14 protein-coding genes are annotated in these 16592 nt (G+C 41.3%); 10 read left to right on the forward strand and 4 right to left on the reverse strand.

Going from position 1 to position 16592, the window contains the following annotated elements:
- Positions 1-25 precede the first annotated feature (25 nt).
- A complete protein-coding gene (locus GO593_RS14040) occupies positions 26-778 on the forward strand; it encodes an AraC family transcriptional regulator (RefSeq protein WP_000177084.1) in 753 nt (250 codons plus the stop codon).
- A gap of 65 nt (positions 779-843) precedes the next feature.
- On the opposite strand, the gene abaF is transcribed toward GO593_RS14040, so the two are convergent.
- The 3 genes from abaF to GO593_RS14055 all read right to left on the reverse strand — a co-directional run bounded on the left by abaF (position 844) and on the right by GO593_RS14055 (position 5595).
- Positions 844-2133 carry a fosfomycin efflux MFS transporter AbaF gene (abaF, locus tag GO593_RS14045; protein ID WP_000214022.1) on the reverse strand — a complete coding sequence of 430 codons (1290 nt, stop codon included), beginning with the start codon at positions 2131-2133 and terminating at the stop codon, positions 844-846.
- Positions 2134-2290: 157 nt separating this feature from the next.
- Positions 2291-3871, reverse strand: coding sequence for an aldehyde dehydrogenase (NADP(+)) (locus GO593_RS14050; RefSeq protein WP_000932301.1), 1581 nt, complete (start codon positions 3869-3871; stop codon positions 2291-2293).
- Between the two features lie 152 nt (positions 3872-4023).
- A complete protein-coding gene (locus tag GO593_RS14055) occupies positions 4024-5595 on the reverse strand; it encodes an APC family permease (RefSeq protein ID WP_000203771.1) in 1572 nt (523 codons plus the stop codon).
- A 449-nt stretch (positions 5596-6044) separates the two neighbouring features.
- On the opposite strand from GO593_RS14055, the gene GO593_RS14060 reads away from it, so the two are divergent.
- Positions 6045-7424: an L-serine ammonia-lyase gene (locus tag GO593_RS14060; RefSeq protein ID WP_000470943.1), complete on the forward strand. Its 1380-nt coding sequence runs from the start codon at positions 6045-6047 to the stop codon at positions 7422-7424.
- Positions 7425-7467: 43 nt separating this feature from the next.
- Here GO593_RS14060 and paaZ read toward each other — a convergent pair whose 3' ends face one another.
- Positions 7468-9570 (reverse strand): phenylacetic acid degradation bifunctional protein PaaZ, encoded by a 2103-nt coding sequence (gene paaZ / locus GO593_RS14065; protein ID WP_000892950.1) that lies wholly within the window; start codon positions 9568-9570, stop codon positions 7468-7470.
- Between the two features lie 265 nt (positions 9571-9835).
- Here paaZ and paaA point away from each other — a divergent pair, with 265 nt between their 5' ends.
- The 8 genes from paaA to GO593_RS14105 are packed head-to-tail and all read left to right on the forward strand — an operon-like array spanning position 9836 to position 16581.
- A complete protein-coding gene (gene paaA, locus GO593_RS14070) occupies positions 9836-10774 on the forward strand; it encodes a 1,2-phenylacetyl-CoA epoxidase subunit PaaA (RefSeq protein WP_000431128.1) in 939 nt (312 codons plus the stop codon).
- Between the two features lie 32 nt (positions 10775-10806).
- Complete coding sequence (gene paaB / locus GO593_RS14075) at positions 10807-11097, forward strand: 1,2-phenylacetyl-CoA epoxidase subunit PaaB (RefSeq protein WP_000389648.1); 291 nt, start codon at positions 10807-10809, stop codon at positions 11095-11097.
- A gap of 12 nt (positions 11098-11109) precedes the next feature.
- Positions 11110-11865: a 1,2-phenylacetyl-CoA epoxidase subunit PaaC gene (gene paaC / locus GO593_RS14080; protein WP_001016793.1), complete on the forward strand. Its 756-nt coding sequence runs from the start codon at positions 11110-11112 to the stop codon at positions 11863-11865.
- 16 nt (positions 11866-11881) lie between these two features.
- Entirely contained in the window at positions 11882-12382 is a 501-nt protein-coding gene (gene paaD / locus GO593_RS14085) for a 1,2-phenylacetyl-CoA epoxidase subunit PaaD (protein ID WP_001177938.1), read from the forward strand.
- A 23-nt stretch (positions 12383-12405) separates the two neighbouring features.
- Positions 12406-13467, forward strand: coding sequence for a 1,2-phenylacetyl-CoA epoxidase subunit PaaE (gene paaE / locus GO593_RS14090; RefSeq protein ID WP_000077460.1), 1062 nt, complete (start codon positions 12406-12408; stop codon positions 13465-13467).
- Positions 13468-13475: 8 nt separating this feature from the next.
- Entirely contained in the window at positions 13476-14249 is a 774-nt protein-coding gene (locus tag GO593_RS14095) for an enoyl-CoA hydratase-related protein (protein ID WP_001156945.1), read from the forward strand.
- Complete coding sequence (paaG, locus tag GO593_RS14100) at positions 14249-15040, forward strand: 2-(1,2-epoxy-1,2-dihydrophenyl)acetyl-CoA isomerase PaaG (RefSeq protein WP_000386297.1); 792 nt, start codon at positions 14249-14251, stop codon at positions 15038-15040. The genes GO593_RS14095 and paaG overlap by 1 nt, the downstream gene beginning before the upstream one ends.
- Positions 15041-15042: 2 nt before the next feature.
- Positions 15043-16581: a 3-hydroxyacyl-CoA dehydrogenase gene (locus GO593_RS14105; RefSeq protein WP_000130573.1), complete on the forward strand. Its 1539-nt coding sequence runs from the start codon at positions 15043-15045 to the stop codon at positions 16579-16581.
- Positions 16582-16592: the final 11 nt, after the last annotated feature.

The following is a 16592-nucleotide window of genomic DNA, read 5'->3' on the forward strand; positions in this document are numbered from 1 at the left end:
GTTATTACTTTGTCCGCTCTAGCTCATGACTTTGGTTCAAATTCCCAAACTAACCACAACTTTGGAAGATTTTTTAAAAAATCTGGAAAGTATAGAACCATTATTTGATGCTTTATCTTCGGTGGTGTTTTTCATCAAAAATACCGAAGCACGCTATGTCTTTGTCAATCAAACGCTTGTAAACCGCTGCGGTCTAAAAGATAAAACTGCAATATTGGGAAAAACCTCTTCTGAAGTTTTTCCTCATTCACTTGGAAAAATATATACATCGCAAGACTTGCAAGTTATTCGCCGCGGTAAAAAGTTAACAGAGCAATTAGAACTACATTTATATGCAAAAAATCAGTCGGGTTGGTGTTTAACTTATAAAGAACCTTTATTTGATGTGGATGGAAACTTAGTAGGAATAGCGGGTATATCTAATGATTTAAATGTGCCTGAAAATACACATCCTGCTTTTTATAAAATGGTTCAGGTTGAGGAATATATTAAAAAGAATTATGCCGAAACCATTACTTTGGCGCATTTGACCGCAATTGCTGGCGTGTCGGTGGCTCAGTTAGAACGTTATTGCAAAAAAATATACCATTTAACGCCTCGGCAAATGATTAGCAAAATTCGTCTTCAAGTCGCCACTGAACTATTGGCGACAGATTTACCAATCACTCAAATTGGTTTGCGCTGTGGTTATACCGACCATAGTGCTTTTTGTCGTCAGTTTAAGTTGCATACAGGCATGTCACCTACTTTGTATCGGGCCTCTATCAAAAATATTTAGATAAAAAATTGGGCTGTATAAAACAACCCAAATCATTATTAAGTGCTGAATTTGTATATTAAAGATTAATCTTTAAAAGCCAATGATCGGCCTTTGGTTTCTTTCACTAGCAAAATCGAGACAATAGAGATCAGGCTTGCGGCAACCAAATATAAAGAAATCGGAATTGAGCTATTAAATTCTTTGAGTAAGGTTAAGGCAATTAATGGAGCGAGAGAACCTGCCATAATTGGTGCGACTTGATAACAAAATGAAAGCGCCGTATAGCGAATATGAGTAGGAAATAACTCAGTCATTAGGGCAGAGTAAGGCGAATAGGTCATGGACTCAATAAATAAACCAAGCACAATTGCTAACATAATGAGCCAGTCATTGCCTGTATCCATTAAAGGAAAGCCGACAAAACCCCAAAAAGCAGTAAGTACAGCTCCAATAAGATAAATAGGTTTGCGGCCAAATATATCGCTTAAATGTCCCATAAAAGGAATAATAAAGAAATGGATCAGATGAGCACCAAACATGAGCAGTAAGATCTGCGAAGTATCTTTATGGACGACTAACTTTAAATAACTGATCGAAAAAGTAACCACCATATAGTACAAAATGTTTTCTGCAAATCTGGCACCGATACCCGCAATAACAGATTTCTTATGATATTTTAAAACCTCAATAATCCCGAGTTGTTGTTTTTCAAGAAGCTGTTGTTTGGCCTGTGCTTCTTTAAACACTTCGGCATCGTCTACATTTTTTCGAATCCATAAACCAATCAGTACCACGACTGCTGAGAACCAGAATGCACAGCGCCACCCCCAGTCTAGGAATTGTTCGGGTGAGAGGTTTTTTGAAAGTAATAATAAAACCAGTGTGGCTACTAAATTCCCGAGCGGTACACCAGTTTGTGGCCAGCTTGCCCAATAACCTCTGCGATCATCTGGACTGTGCTCTGAAACTAAAATAACTGCGCCGCCCCATTCACCACCAAAAGCAAAACCTTGAATTAAACGCAGTATCACTAGGAGTGTAGGTGCCCAATAGCCAATTTGATGAAAGGTCGGAATACAGCCCATTAAAAAAGTAGTGATACCGACAATAATCAGGCTAATTTGCAATAATTTCTTACGTCCAATTTTATCGCCGTAGTGACCAAACACGAGGCCACCGAGAGGTCTTGCTAAAAAGCCAACGGCATACAGAGCAAAGGCCGCCAAAATTCCATCTATAGCATTGCCGGTTTGTTGAAAGAAAAGTTCGCCAAAGACGAGGGCAGAAGCGGTTCCATAAAGGAAAAATTCATACCATTCTGCTACGGAGCCAACCATGGAGGCCGCTACAACCTTTTTTAGTGTTGTCGTCATATACCAATATCCTTATTTGAAAATATGTTACGCATTGATTTGATGGAGCATCGTGATATTCATTTTTTGCACTTTTTTATTTAAATAATGTGCGGTTATGCTGGTGGCTTTGAACTAAAAAAGGAGTTCATCTCTTGGATAAACTCCTTTAAAAAAATTAAAGAGCAGCTTTACTCATTTCACCATTGACCAAGCGCGCAATACCAAGCGGATTGGCATTTTGAAGGGCGAGTGGCAATAAGTGATCTGGATAGTTTTGGTAGCATACTGGACGTAAATAACGTTCGATTGCTAAGGTTCCTACCGATGTGCCACGTGCATCTGAAGTTGCAGGATATGGCCCGCCGTGTACCATGGCATCGCAGACTTCCACACCTGTTGGGTAACCATTTAGAAGTAAACGTCCTGCTTTTTCTTCAAGTAATGGAATAAGTGTCGCGAAGTTCTCAAAATCTTGTGGCTCGGCAATTAATGATGCTGTAAGTTGACCACGTAGACCATTTAAAGCGAGAGCAAGCTGCTCTGCCGATTCAACTTCAATCACAATCGTCGTTGGGCCGAACACTTCTTCTTGAAGTAATTCATCATGCTCTAGTAAAAGAGATACATCGGCTTTAAAGAGCTGAGGATAGGCTTGCGGACCTTGTTGAGGTTGACCCGCTAAATGCTCAATTTTGTCATGTGCGAGTAATTCTTTAAGACCATGCTCGTAGCTTCTTAAAGTACCTTTGTTAAGCATAGTTTGTGGCGGTTGTTGAGCCATTGCAGCCTTGAAATGCTCAAGGAATTGGCTAAATTCCGGTGATTTAATTCCAATAATTAAACCCGGATTGGTACAAAACTGACCGCAGCCTAAAACCACTGAACCACTAAGTTCGGTCGCAATTTTATCACCACGCACTTTTAGAGCTTCGGGTAATAAAATCATTGGGTTAATGCTCGACATTTCGGCAAAAACAGGAATAGGTTCAGGACGTGCGGCAGCTAAATCGCATAGAGCGCGGCCACCTTTAAGTGAACCTGTAAATCCAACGGCTTTAATTGCAGGATGTTTTACCAGTGGCTCACCGACACCTTGACCATAAATCATGCTAAAGATGCCTTTTGGCATAGCGCATTTCTCAATCGCACTACAAATGGCATTTGCAATGGATTCGGCCGTTGCCATGTGACCGCTATGAGCCTTCACAATAACTGGACATCCAGCCGCAAGTGCCGAAGCTGTATCACCACCCGCAGTAGAAAAGGCAAGAGGGAAATTACTAGCGCCAAATACAGCAACTGGTCCAACACCGATTTTATATTGACGTAAATCTGGACGTGGAAGTGGTTGACGCTCAGGTAAAGCCAAATCAATACGGGCACCTAAATAGTCACCACGGCGTAATACTTGAGCAAACAGACGTAATTGACCTGTAGTTCGCCCACGTTCACCGCGAATACGCGCTTCCGGCAAAGCAGTTTCTTGACAGACTGTTGCAATAAACTGGTCATCAAGCGCATCAATTTCACTGGCAATCGTTTCTAGAAAAACGGCGCGTTGTTCTGGCGTAGTTTGTCTAAAAGCCGGATAAGCCAATGCAGCTGCTTGAGCTGCCTGATCAATTTCTTCAGGAGTTGCTTGAGCAAACTGATAGGGTAATGCTTCATCTGTTGCAGCATCGTAGCTTAATACAAACTTACTGCCTGCACTTGAACGTTGACCTGCAATAAAATTTTGACCAGTAATATTTAACATTATCAACCTCACTTGAGAGTGAACGTCAAAAGTGCTTCTTCTGACGTTGGAGAGTTATCAAAGCGAAGGTTTTACATTTGAAAATATTGTATTTTGTATACGGTATTAATCAAAAGAAAACCTTAACTTATATGTGTTTAAGCAAATGATCGCTAAGCTTCATCGTCATTTTTAATCAGTGCTTTTGGTAAACCTGAGCGTATACCCCAGTAGTAGCAACCAAGAGAAATCACCATGACGAATAAGGTGTCGAAAGGCGCAGCCAATAGGTGTGATGCGCCATCACCGAAGCTGCCAAGGTAAGAGGCAAGAATCATTAAAATGTAGTAAACAAGGAGCCATGTTGATGACTTTAACTGTTGGGCAAGGCTGACTTCTTGGGTTGGCACGTAGCGCTTAAAAATGACGTAGAGTGCAAACAACACGATTTGTGCGCCTAATAGCCATGAAATGACATTCCAGCCAGACCAATACACAATAAAAGACGCAATGACAAAAGCGAGCGGCCCGAGAACAGTAAATCCTTTTACATAGAATGGACGTTCAAGCTCAGGAGCATTACGGCGTAAAGCACCCACTGTGACAGGAGCAAGGGCATAACTTAAAACTAACGCTGCTGAAACTACGGAAATTAATTTATCCCAAGATGGAAACGGCATGGTCCAAAATACTGAAAGTGCAAACGTTAACCATAATGCATAACGAGGAATACCTGATTTTGGATCTACACGCGTAAAAATACGGAAGAATGTATTACTGTTTGACCATGCATAAATGACACGTGGAGTTGCAGCCATATAGATATTGCCGCAGCCAGACGGAGAAATAATGGCATCTGAAACAACTAAGAGTGCTAACCATCCCAAACCTAATAACATGGCAATGTCACGGTAAGGTAATGGGAACTTGTCACTAAGTCCTGACCAGCCATTTGCTAACATATCGGTAGGTACTGCACCTAAGAAAGCAACTTGAAGCACTACATAAATAATCGTTGCCAAAACGACAGATAAGATGAGTGCAAAAGGAATCGTAAATTGAGGACGTTTTACTTCACTTGCTACCGAAATAATCGGCGTTAAACCCAAATACGCAAAAATAATACCGCCAGCAGATACGGCACCTTGTACGCCGTGAGCGCCCATTGGAGCAAACTCGGTCATTGAAAAGTTTGCAGGTTTAAAATGGTATAGAAGTGCGACCATCACTAAAACCGGAACAGCAAATTTCAATGCACTAATCAGGTTGTTGGCAATTGCAAAGGTCTTTACGCTGTAATAGTTTAATGCAAAAAATACGCATAAAAGTGCAAACTGAAACAGCCATCCAATGGTAGTTGGAGACCGAACACCATCATGTACGGCGGTAAGAGAAGGGAACCATGCTGCTGCATATTCACGAGCAGCGACGACTTCAATTGCAATTAAACTTGAAAAGGCAATGACGGTCACAGAACCCAATAAATATCCTTGTAATGGGCCATGTGAAAATACGGGATAACGGATAATACCGCCTGCTCGGGGTAAGGCTGCGCCTAACTCACAATAAATAATTCCCAGAATTAAAACGGCAAAGCCCCCAATAATCCATGACAATATACCCGCAGGGCCGGCTTGAGAGGCCACATGACTTGCTGAAAATAACCATCCTGAACCGAAAATGGCGCCTAAGCCAATGAATGTAAGATCCATTAGAGATAACTGTTTTTTAAACTGACTTGTCATTACGTTTTCCTTAACGACAGAACTATTGTTCTTTCATATATCGTATACGATATATGGTTATTGGTAAATAGGGGGATTTTTATTCTATTTATGGGCAATGAATGATTTAAATACTATGTAAATGTTTGTTTTTAATTGATTTTAAATAGTTTAAATTTCAAGTAAATAAATTGAAAACCAAATATTTTTTATAAAAAATTGGCAAAGGTTTGTGATTTTATTTGCTCAAAAGAACAATTCTTCAATATTGGTTGAGTCATTTACCATTTAAATTAATGGAAAATTCAATTTTTTAAAAAGGCTATATTAGCAATTGATTGTGTTGTTTTTAGGCAATGAACCATTTATTTTCAGTGCTTTATAGATGGCTTAATGATAATTTTAGAGCTATCCGAAAGGACACAATAATGACGAACATACGAATAATAATGAATCGAAGGTAGGACCACGTGTTTATTAGTGTATTTGATCTTTTTAAAATTGGCATCGGCCCATCTAGCTCCCATACAGTTGGACCCATGCGAGCGGCATACAGTTTTGTGGAAGATTTATTGAAGCAAGACGATTTACAAGCCACGGTTAGAGTTCAGGTGAAGTTATACGGTTCGCTGTCGGCAACCGGTGTCGGTCATGCGACAGATAAGGCTGTTCTGTTAGGTTTAATGGGTTTTGACCCTGAACATATTGATACCCAAGTAAGCACAAGCCTGATTGAAGATGTTCTTGAAAATAAAGCAATCCAACTTAATCAGCAAAAGACTATTTCTTTTGACTATAAGCATGATGTACTTTTTTTAGATGAATCTTTGCCTTATCACCCCAACGCAATGGAACTGATTGCGTATAACGGGGCACAAGAAGTTTTGTATGCAGAAACTTACTATTCGATTGGTGGTGGCTTTATTGTCAGTGAAAGACAATTAACATACACCCAAACTGAAACCAACGACGTTAAAGTTCCATATCCATTTCACAGTGCGGCTGAACTTTTAAGCTTATGTAGAACTCATCATTTATCAGTGAGTGAATTAATGCTTGAAAACGAGAAAAGCTGGCGGAGTGAAACTGAGATTCGCAGCAAGATTATGGAAATCTGGAAAGTGATGCAGCAATGTATTCACAATGGATTAATTAATGAAGGAATATTACCGGGCGGTTTAAACGTAAAACGTCGGGCTAAAAAAATTCACGATAAGTTATTAAATAAGAAAAACTCAAACCTGATTGTGACGACCTTTCATGCGATGGAATGGGTCAATTTATTTGCCTTAGCGGTAAATGAAGAAAATGCTGCTGGCGGTCGAGTAGTGACGGCACCTACAAATGGTGCAGCAGGAATTATTCCGGCGGTTTTATATTACTACGTGACTTTTTCTAAAGACTTTTCCGAAGATAAAGTAGTTCGCTTTTTTCTAAGTGCGGCAGCCGTCGGTATTTTATGTAAACTCAATGCTTCTATTTCTGGTGCAGAAGTAGGGTGTCAGGGCGAAGTCGGTTCGGCATGTGCAATGGCTTCGGCGGGTTTAGCCGAGATTTTAGGAGCATCGCCTGAACAGGTGGAACATGCGGCTGAAATTGGGCTTGAACATAATTTAGGTTTAACGTGTGACCCGATTGGTGGTTTGGTTCAGGTGCCTTGTATTGAGCGAAATGCAATTGCAGCCGTAAAAGCCATTAATGCAGCCCAAATGGCACTTCATGATGACGATGAACACTTTGTCACACTAGATAAAGTCATTCAGACTATGAAGGAAACAGGTAAAGATATGTCTGAGAAATATAAAGAGACTTCAAAAGGTGGTCTCGCTGTTAACGCCATTGAGTGTTAAAAAAATGAGATGGGGACGAGGTGACCCCATCTCATTTTAAACATTAAGCCTCGCGAGCAACTAAAGTTAAAATGTCGTAAGTTGCGACAAGTTCACCGCGTTGGTTTTTGACTTTAATATCCCATACCACAACGCCATGTGCAGGCTGAGACGGGTCTTTTTGTGGTTTAGGTGTTTTTTGTTTACAGGTGAGTTCAACTTGGATTGAGTCACCAATTTTAACCGGTTCAACAAAACGTAAGTTGTCCATACCATAATTGGCAATCACAGGGCCTTGTGCTGCATCGACAAATAGACCTGCTGCGGCAGACACAATGAAATATCCATGTGCAACGCGTTCACCAAAGAAAGACTCGGCCGCTGCGATTTTGTCGGTATGTGCATAGAAGTAGTCACCGCTTAAACACGCGAAATTAACAATATCTGCTTCGGTGACTGTACGACGCGCTGTTAATAGGCGTTCACCAATCACTAACTCATCAAAAGACTTTTTAAATGGATGTACACGGTCCTCATTAACTTTTGAGCCAGCAGTCCATGAGTGAGTAATTTGCGTCAGGCTATTTGGAGAGCCTTGAATTGCAGTGCGCTGCATATAATGTTTAACCGCGCGAATACCACCTAACTCTTCACCGCCACCTGCACGGCCAGGGCCGCCGTGTACTAAATGTGGAAGTGGTGAACCATGTCCTGTACTTTCTTTTGCTGACTCTGCATCGAGTACATGCACACGACCATGCCAAGGCGCAATTTTTTGAATAATCTGCTCAATATTCTCATCGTTATTTTTAACGACAGAAGCCACTAGGCTACCTTCACCACGTGAAACAAGGTCAGCTAGTTCTTCAATGTTTTGATATGGCATGAGTGTACATACCGGACCGAAAGCTTCCGTGGTATGAACATTCGTCGCTTGTAAAGGCTGTTCGCACACCAATAAAGTTGGAGCGAAAAAAGCACCTTTTTCAGGATGGTCTGCATTAAATGTAAAACTATCGTTACCACCAAAAACAATTTTTGCGTCTTTGCTGAGTTCAGCAACTTTTTCTGCAACGTCATGTTTTTGTTTAATGCTCGCTAAAGCCCCCATGGTGGTTTCTTCTTTTTGAGGGTCGCCCACCACAACTTTAGCAAGTTTGGCAGTCAGCTTCTCTTGTACAGTCGCTAACAAATTTTCAGGAACAAATGCACGACGAATGGCAGTACATTTTTGGCCTGCTTTTGTGGTCATTTCACGGAAGACTTCACGCACAAATAAATCGACAGTTTCTTCATTTGCCTCAGGGCTTAAAATTGCACTGTTTACCGAGTCGGCTTCCATGCTAAATGGAATCGAATATTTATTGAGGTGAGGGTGGTTACGTAGTTTTTGGCCTGTGTAGGCAGAACCTGTAAAAGTCACGCAGTCTTGTGGACCTAACTGTTCTAACAGGTCATAAGTCTGACCGCAAATGAGTTGTAGTGAGCCTTTGGGTAAGACATGTGTTTCTTCAATGGCTTTTACAACTGCTTGAGTTAATTGAGCACCATCGGTTGCTGGTTTCACAATACATGGCACGCCTGCAAGTAGCGTCGGTGCAATCTTTTCAAGCATTCCCCAAATTGGAAAGTTAAAAGCATTAATGTGAACGGCAACACCTGCTTTAGGACTTAAAATGTGTTTAGCGCCGAAAGTCCCATTTTTAGATAATTGAATCCAGCTATCTTCAGTAATAATTTTTTCATCATTGAGTTCACGGCGAACCAGACTTGAATAAGCAAATAATGTCTGGATCCCGCCTTCAATATCAATCCACGCATCTTTACGAGTTGCGCCTGTCGCATAAGCAAGTTTGTAGAAGTCTTCCTTACGTTCAAGTAAATGTTGGGCAATTTGTTTTAACGCATTGGCACGTTGGTGAAACGTCCAGGTAGCCAGTTCTGAACCATTCTGTTTGGCATACTGAACAACACGTTTCATATCTATGCCATGACTACTTACGGCATAAATCGATTCACCTGTAATGGCATGATAAACGGTACGTAATTCTTCGTCAGACGAATGCCATGTTCCATAGACATAAGAAGCAAGATGAGGCAGTTGATGCTCAGACTGCTGAAAATCTGTGTCAGTTGAGGTTCCTTCTAGGTGTGCTTGTTCAAGCATGACCAAACTCCTTTTTTATTTGATACATCAATTATAAAAATTGCAAAAATATGATTCATAATTTCAGATTAATTTGTATAAAAGTCAACTTTATTTTGATTTTTAAAAGTAAAAAAGTTTTTTACATTTAACTTAATTTTATAAATTTCAATAGTTTGAATTGTTTTGCTGTTGTAGATTAAATTTGATACCAAAAAATTAGTTGACTTTGTTTTTTGTGTATCGAAAAATAGATTTAAGGGTGATACCTACAGGGAATGAAAGAATGGAAAACAATTACCAGAAATTTGAACAAAATATTGCCAATGAAATTACGATCGAGGCTAAGGATCAAATGCCTGATGCCTACCGCAAAACATTGATTCGTCAAATCGGGCAACATGGCCATTCTGAAATTGTAGGTATGTTGCCTGAAGGAAACTGGATTACTCGTGCACCAACTTTAAAACGTAAAGCGGTTTTGCTCGCGAAAGTACAAGATGAAGCGGGTCATGGTTTATATCTGTATAGCGCGGCAGAAACCTTAGGTGCTGACCGTGATGACATGATGGAAAAGTTGATTAATGGGAAAATGAAATACTCATCAATCTTTAACTATCCAACTTTGACTTGGGCAGATGTCGCTGCAATTGGTTGGCTTGTCGATGGGGCAGCCATTGTGAACCAAGTTGCGCTTTGCCGTACTTCATATGGGCCATATGCACGTGCGATGGTACGTATTTGTAAAGAAGAAAGTTTCCACCAACGTCAAGGTTTTGAAGCCATGATGGCTTTGGCAAACGGTACACCGGAACAAAAACAGATGGCACAAGATGCAGTGAACCGTTTCTGGTGGCCTGCACTGATGATGTTTGGTCCAAGTGATGAGCATTCTCCAAACAGTGCACAAAGCATGGCGTGGAAAATCAAACGCTTTAGTAACGATGAATTACGTCAAAAGTTTGTCGATAACACCGTACCACAAGTGTTGCAACTTGGCTTGGAAGTACCGGACCCAGATTTAAAGTTCAATGAAGAAACAGGCCACTATGAGTTTGGCGAGATTGACTGGCACGAATTTAATGAAGTGATTGCCGGACGTGGACCATGTAATCACGAGCGTATCGAAGCACGCCGTAAAGCATGGGAAAACGGCAAATGGGTTCGTGATGCAGCAGTAGTCTACGCGAAAAAACAGCAGCTTGAAGCGAACAAAGTGGCTTAACAAGATTTATGGAAAAATTTGAGGAAATCAAAATGGAAGATAAAAATAACTGGTCGCTCTACGAAGTATTTGTACGTAGTAAACAAGGCTTAAGCCACCGTCATGTAGGCAGCTTAAGAGCACCTGATGATGAAATTGCACTGCAACATGCTCGTGATGTTTACACGCGCCGTAATGAAGGAATTAGCATTTGGGTAGTTCGTTCAGAACTGATTAAGTCATCACAGCCAGATGAAAAAGCTGAATTTTTCGATCCTTCTTTAGACAAGGTTTATCGTCATCCGACTTTTTACCATATCCCAGATGGCATTGAGCACATGTAAGGGGAATGGCAAATGAATCATTCAGTTTTATCTAAATTCTTATTACATATTGGCGACAGCCAACTGGTTTTATCTCAGCGTTTGGCTGAATGGTGCGGGCATGCACCTGAGCTTGAAATTGATATTGCCTTAGCCAATATCGGCTTGGACTTGTTAGGTCAAGCAAGAAACTTTCTAACTTTGGCTGGTCAATATGATGAAGCTAAGCGTGATGAAGACCAACTTGCGTATTTCCGTACAGAACGTGAGTTTTTAAACCTATTGTTGTGTGAACAACCCAATGGTGACTTTGCACAAACGATAGTACGCCAGTGGTTGATGGACCATTACCATCTTCATTTATTTACGGCTTTAGCGCAAAGCTCACTTCCCGAATTAAGTGCCCTTGCTGTGAAATCTTTAAAAGAAGTGAAGTATCACATCCGCTTTTCGACAAGCTGGATGGAACGTTTAAGTTTAAGCACAGATGAAGCGCATCAACGTGTGCAAGACGGTTTAAATAATTTATGGCGCTTTACCGCTGAATTATTTGAACTGAGTGCAGACGAGCAAGCACTAGTTGCAGAAGGCGTGATTCCAGATTTTTCAAATGAAAAAGAACAATGGAACCAAACCATTGCAGATGAGCTTAAGCGTTTTGAATTAAATGTTGCTGTGAACGGTGCTTATCGCCGTGGTGCGAAACAAGGATTGCATACCGAGCATTTAGGTTATTTGTTGGCTGAAATGCAATGTATTCAAAGAACTTATCCGGGAATGACCTGGTAAGACAAGGAGGTGAGCCATGCAAATGATTCGTCATTGCATCGACCAATGTTGGGATGTTCTACAAACGGTAAGTGACCCTGAAATTCCGGTTTTATCGGTTGTCGATTTGGGCATGATTCGCGGTGTAGAGATTAACGATCAACAAGAAATTATTGTTCGTCTAACTCCAACATATAGCGGTTGCCCGGCAACAGATATGCTCAAAGCACAAATTGTTGAGGCATTTACCGCAGAAGCTTTGACACCGGTCAAAGTCATGGTCGATTTATCAGAAGCATGGACCACGGACTGGATGTCTGAAGCAGGGAAAAAGAAACTGCAAGTTTATGGCATTGCACCACCTGAAGGGTTGGCGCATCAGTGTGGAACTCACGTTCATTTAAATGATGGTGTCGAGTGCCCACGTTGCAAAAGCCGACATACCCGACTGTTAACAGAGTTTAGTTCTACTGCCTGTAAAGCACTTTATAAATGTCAGGACTGTCTTGAGCCTTTTGATTACTTCAAATGTATTTAAGTCTTTAGATAAGGAAATCAGCCATGAGCCAATTTGTACCATTAAAAGTAAAAAGTATTACACCCCAAACCGATCAGGCAATTTGTATTGCATTTGATGTTGTACCTGAACAACAAGAACAATTTCAATTTCAACCGGGGCAACATTTAACCATTCGCCATTTAACTGAAGCGGGTGAAATCCGCCGTTGTTATTCAATTTGTAGCTATGCGGGCAAAGAAGATATCAGTATTGCGGTTAAAAAAATTGATCAGGGTCAATTTTCAAACTGGGCAAATGACCATTTAAAAGTGGGCGATGTGCTTGAAGTCATGCCACCACAAGGTGTGTTTTTTCAAAAAGCAGCCAAGATGGGCGGACAAAACTATTTAGGTGTTGCTGCGGGCAGTGGTATCACGCCAATTTTATCAATTATTAAACAAGTTTTATTTGAACAACCTGAAGCTAACTTTACTTTGCTCTATGGTAATCGCTCATGGAAACAAACCATGTTTGCCGAGCAAATTATGGATTTGAAAGATCAGTTTAAAGAACGCTTTCAACTCATCAATATTTTTTCTCGTGAGTTCAACGATAGTGAACTAATGAACGGTCGTATTGATGCAGAAAAGCTTAAGCAACTTTTTGATTTTGAAGTGCTTGAAACAAATTTCGACCATGTTTTTGCCTGCGGCCCGGACGAAATGATGAATGCCGTAGAAAATACTTTACCGAACTTTGGTATTGCCAAAGAGCGCATTCACACCGAACGTTTCCATACGGGACAAGCGCGTAAACGTAGTGTTGAAGCGGATGCAAACCGTAAAGAAGAAAAAGTAAACATCATTTTAGATGGCCGTGAACTGATTGTTTCTGTAGCTCAGGACGACGAAAGTATTCTTGATGCGGCTTTACGTGCGGGTGCCGACTTACCGTATGCATGTAAAGGTGGGGTGTGTGCGACCTGTCGCTGTAAGGTACTTTCAGGCGAAGTCGACATGTTCCTTAACTATAGTCTTGAAGAAGATGAAGTTGAAAAGGGCTATGTGCTGAGCTGTCAGACCTTACCAAAAGGCTCAAATGTTCGCTTGAGTTTTGATGAATAGAGGCTGTCATGCAAGAGTTGATCAAAGCCAGTACAGCTGCTGACGGTGTTTTGTTATTAACCCTAAACCGTCCGGAAAAAAGAAATGCTTTAAACAATGCAACATTGCAGTGTTTGTGCGAGTTGCTCGAAGAAGCTGAACATAATGCTCAAGTCAAAGCAGTGGTTTTAACGGGTAACGCTCAATGTTTTGCGGCTGGAGCAGATCTTAGTGAGTTGGCTGCAATGGATGCCGTGTCTTTGCAACTCGATATTCGCCCGAAGCTTTGGCAAAAAATTGATGCGTTTAGTAAGCCACTCATTAGCGCGGTCAATGGCTATGCCTTAGGCGCTGGGTTCGAGTTGGTTTTGCATTCAGATATGGTGATTTGCGGTGAAAATGCCCGATTCTCTTTACCTGAAATTGGCCTTGGTATGTTGCCGGGTGCAGGCGGAACACAGCGTTTAGCACGCTTGGTTGGGCAACAACTTACCATGCGCTGGGCCATGACAGGTGAAATGATTTCGGCAAAACAGGCGGAGCAACATGGCATTTGCAGTCAAGTGGTTCCGACCGAATTAACCGTTGAATATGCGGTTCAGCTTGCAGCCAAAATTGCGAAACAAGCGCCTTTAGCGATTCGTGTGATTAAACAATCAATTAAAAGTATTCATGAAACAACGTTAAGTCAGGGACTCAAGTTTGAACGTCAAAACTTTGTCTGGCTGGCGGCTACAAAAGATCGAAACGAAGGGATTAATGCTTTCTTTGAGAAAAGAAAGCCAGTGTTTAGAGGTGAGTGATGGACTATCAAAATATTATTGCTGAAGAAAAAAATGGTGTTGGCTACCTGACATTTAACCGCCCAAAAGCACTGAATAGCTTTAACGTTGATATGCACCGTGAAGTGGCTGAGGTTTTAAACCAGTGGACCAAAAATCCGGATGTTCGTTGTGTTGTGATTAGTGGTGAAGGCCGTGGCTTCTGTGCAGGGCAAGACTTAGGCGACCGTGTAGTTGACCCAAACGCTGAAGCTCCAGATTTAGGATATTCCATTGAAACTTACTATAACCCGCTCATTAAAACGATTGTAAATATGCCAAAGCCTGTGATTTGCGCGGTAAATGGTGTAGCAGCAGGTGCAGGGGCAAATATTGCACTGGCATGTGATTTGGTGATTGCAGCTAAATCGGCAAACTTCGTACAAGCATTTTGTCGCTTAGGTTTGGTTCCAGACTCTGCGGGTACATGGTTTTTACCACGTGCCGTAGGCCATGCACGTGCGATGGGATTGGCTTTGTTAGGTGACAAGTTACCGGCAGAAACCGCAAAAGAATGGGGCATGATTTGGGATGTGGTTGAAGACACCGAGCTTAAAACAAAAGTGACTGAACTCGCTGAACGTTTAGCGAAACAGCCTACATTTGGTCTATCTCTCATTAAAAAAGCCATTCATCAATCAAGCAATAACACTTTTGATGAGCAAATGCTGTTAGAACGAGATTTACAACGCATTGCAGGCCGTTCCGAAGATTATCGTGAAGGTGTACAAGCCTTTATGAATAAACGTGAACCAAATTTTAAAGGGCGCTAAGTATGACAGATTTAGACTTATCTCGTGCCCGAATTGCCGTTATTGGTTCTGGCACTATGGGCATCGGCATTGCTCAGTTAGCCATTGTTAATGGGCACTCGACTGTTTTATATGATCTAGACGCTCAAAAAGCGCAACAAGCCACTCAAGGCTTAGGGCAGACATTTAAAAAGCTGGTTGAAAAGAGCAAGCTCACACAACAGCAAGCTGATGAAGCTTTAGCGCGTTTAACTGTGGTGAATCAAGTTGAAGCACTGCGTGATGCTGACTTGGTTATTGAAGCGGTCGTTGAGAAAAAAGAAGTTAAACAATCTTTATTTAAACAGCTCGCTGAAATTTGTAGTGCGCAAACTATTTTTGCAAGTAACACATCTTCAATTTCAGTGACTGCAATTTCGGCGGGCATTGCTCACCCTGAGCGCGTAGTGGGTTTACACTTTTTTAACCCTGCGCCAGTCATGAAACTGGTTGAAATTGTACAAGGCTTAAAAACACCAAATAGCTTATGTTTGGCTTTAAAAAACTTAATGTTGGACTGGAAAAAAATTCCGGTACTCACCAAGTCGACTCCGGGTTTTATTGTTAACCGAATTGCACGTCCGTTTTATGCAGAAGGCTTTAGAGCACTGCAAGAACAAGTCACCAGCTATGACCAGCTAGATTATGCCTTAAAGCAATGTGGCGGTTTTGCGATGGGGCCGTGTGAACTCACCGACCTCATTGGGCAAGATGTTAACTTTTCGGTGACGCAAAGCGTTTATCAAGAGTTTTTTTATGAGCCACGCTACCGCCCAAGCCTCATTCAAAAAGAATTGGTCGATGCAGGAGCTTGGGGCCGTAAGTCAAAACAGGGTTTCTATAGTTATAACGAAAAAAATCAGTATGAGGCATTTCAGCCTCAAGCTGTGGTTGCCAAACCAGTTGATGCCCATATTCAGCTAAAAGGGACTTGGTCTCAGCTACCTGCGTTTTTAACCCGTTTAGGTTTAAAAAGCGGATCTGCAAGTGATGACAATATCCTTCAAATTGATGATATCGACTTGCGTTTAAGCCAAGGTGAGTCAGCCAATATTCATTACCTAAGCCGTAAAGTGGTTTTAATGGATTGGCACCATGATTTTGAGCACGCAGAGGCTTTAGTACTCAGTCATAACGAGCTTTGTGAAACAAATGATCTGGCTAAAGTTGAGGCTTACTTTGCACAGTTTGGTATGAGCGTGATGTGGATTAAAGACCATCCGGCACTGTTAACCTTACGTACCATCGCTTTACTCATTAATGAAGCCTGCGAAGCAAGTTTACATGGAGTTGCGAGTCTGGAAGATATTGATAATGCCATGAAATATGGAGTGAATTATCCTAAAGGCCCTTACCAGTGGTTGACACAAATGGGTGGCGCTTATGTGCTCCAAACCTTAAATAACTTATATGCACTGTATGGAGAGGAAAAATATCGCGCGAGTATCTATCTCAAGCAATATGTAGCAAAAACTCAAAACATTGCTACTCAATATTCACGTGATATGACCGAATTTGCATAATCAGGAGTCAA

The sequence above is a fragment of the Acinetobacter baumannii genome (genome assembly GCF_009759685.1).
GTDB lineage: Bacteria > Pseudomonadota > Gammaproteobacteria > Pseudomonadales > Moraxellaceae > Acinetobacter > Acinetobacter baumannii.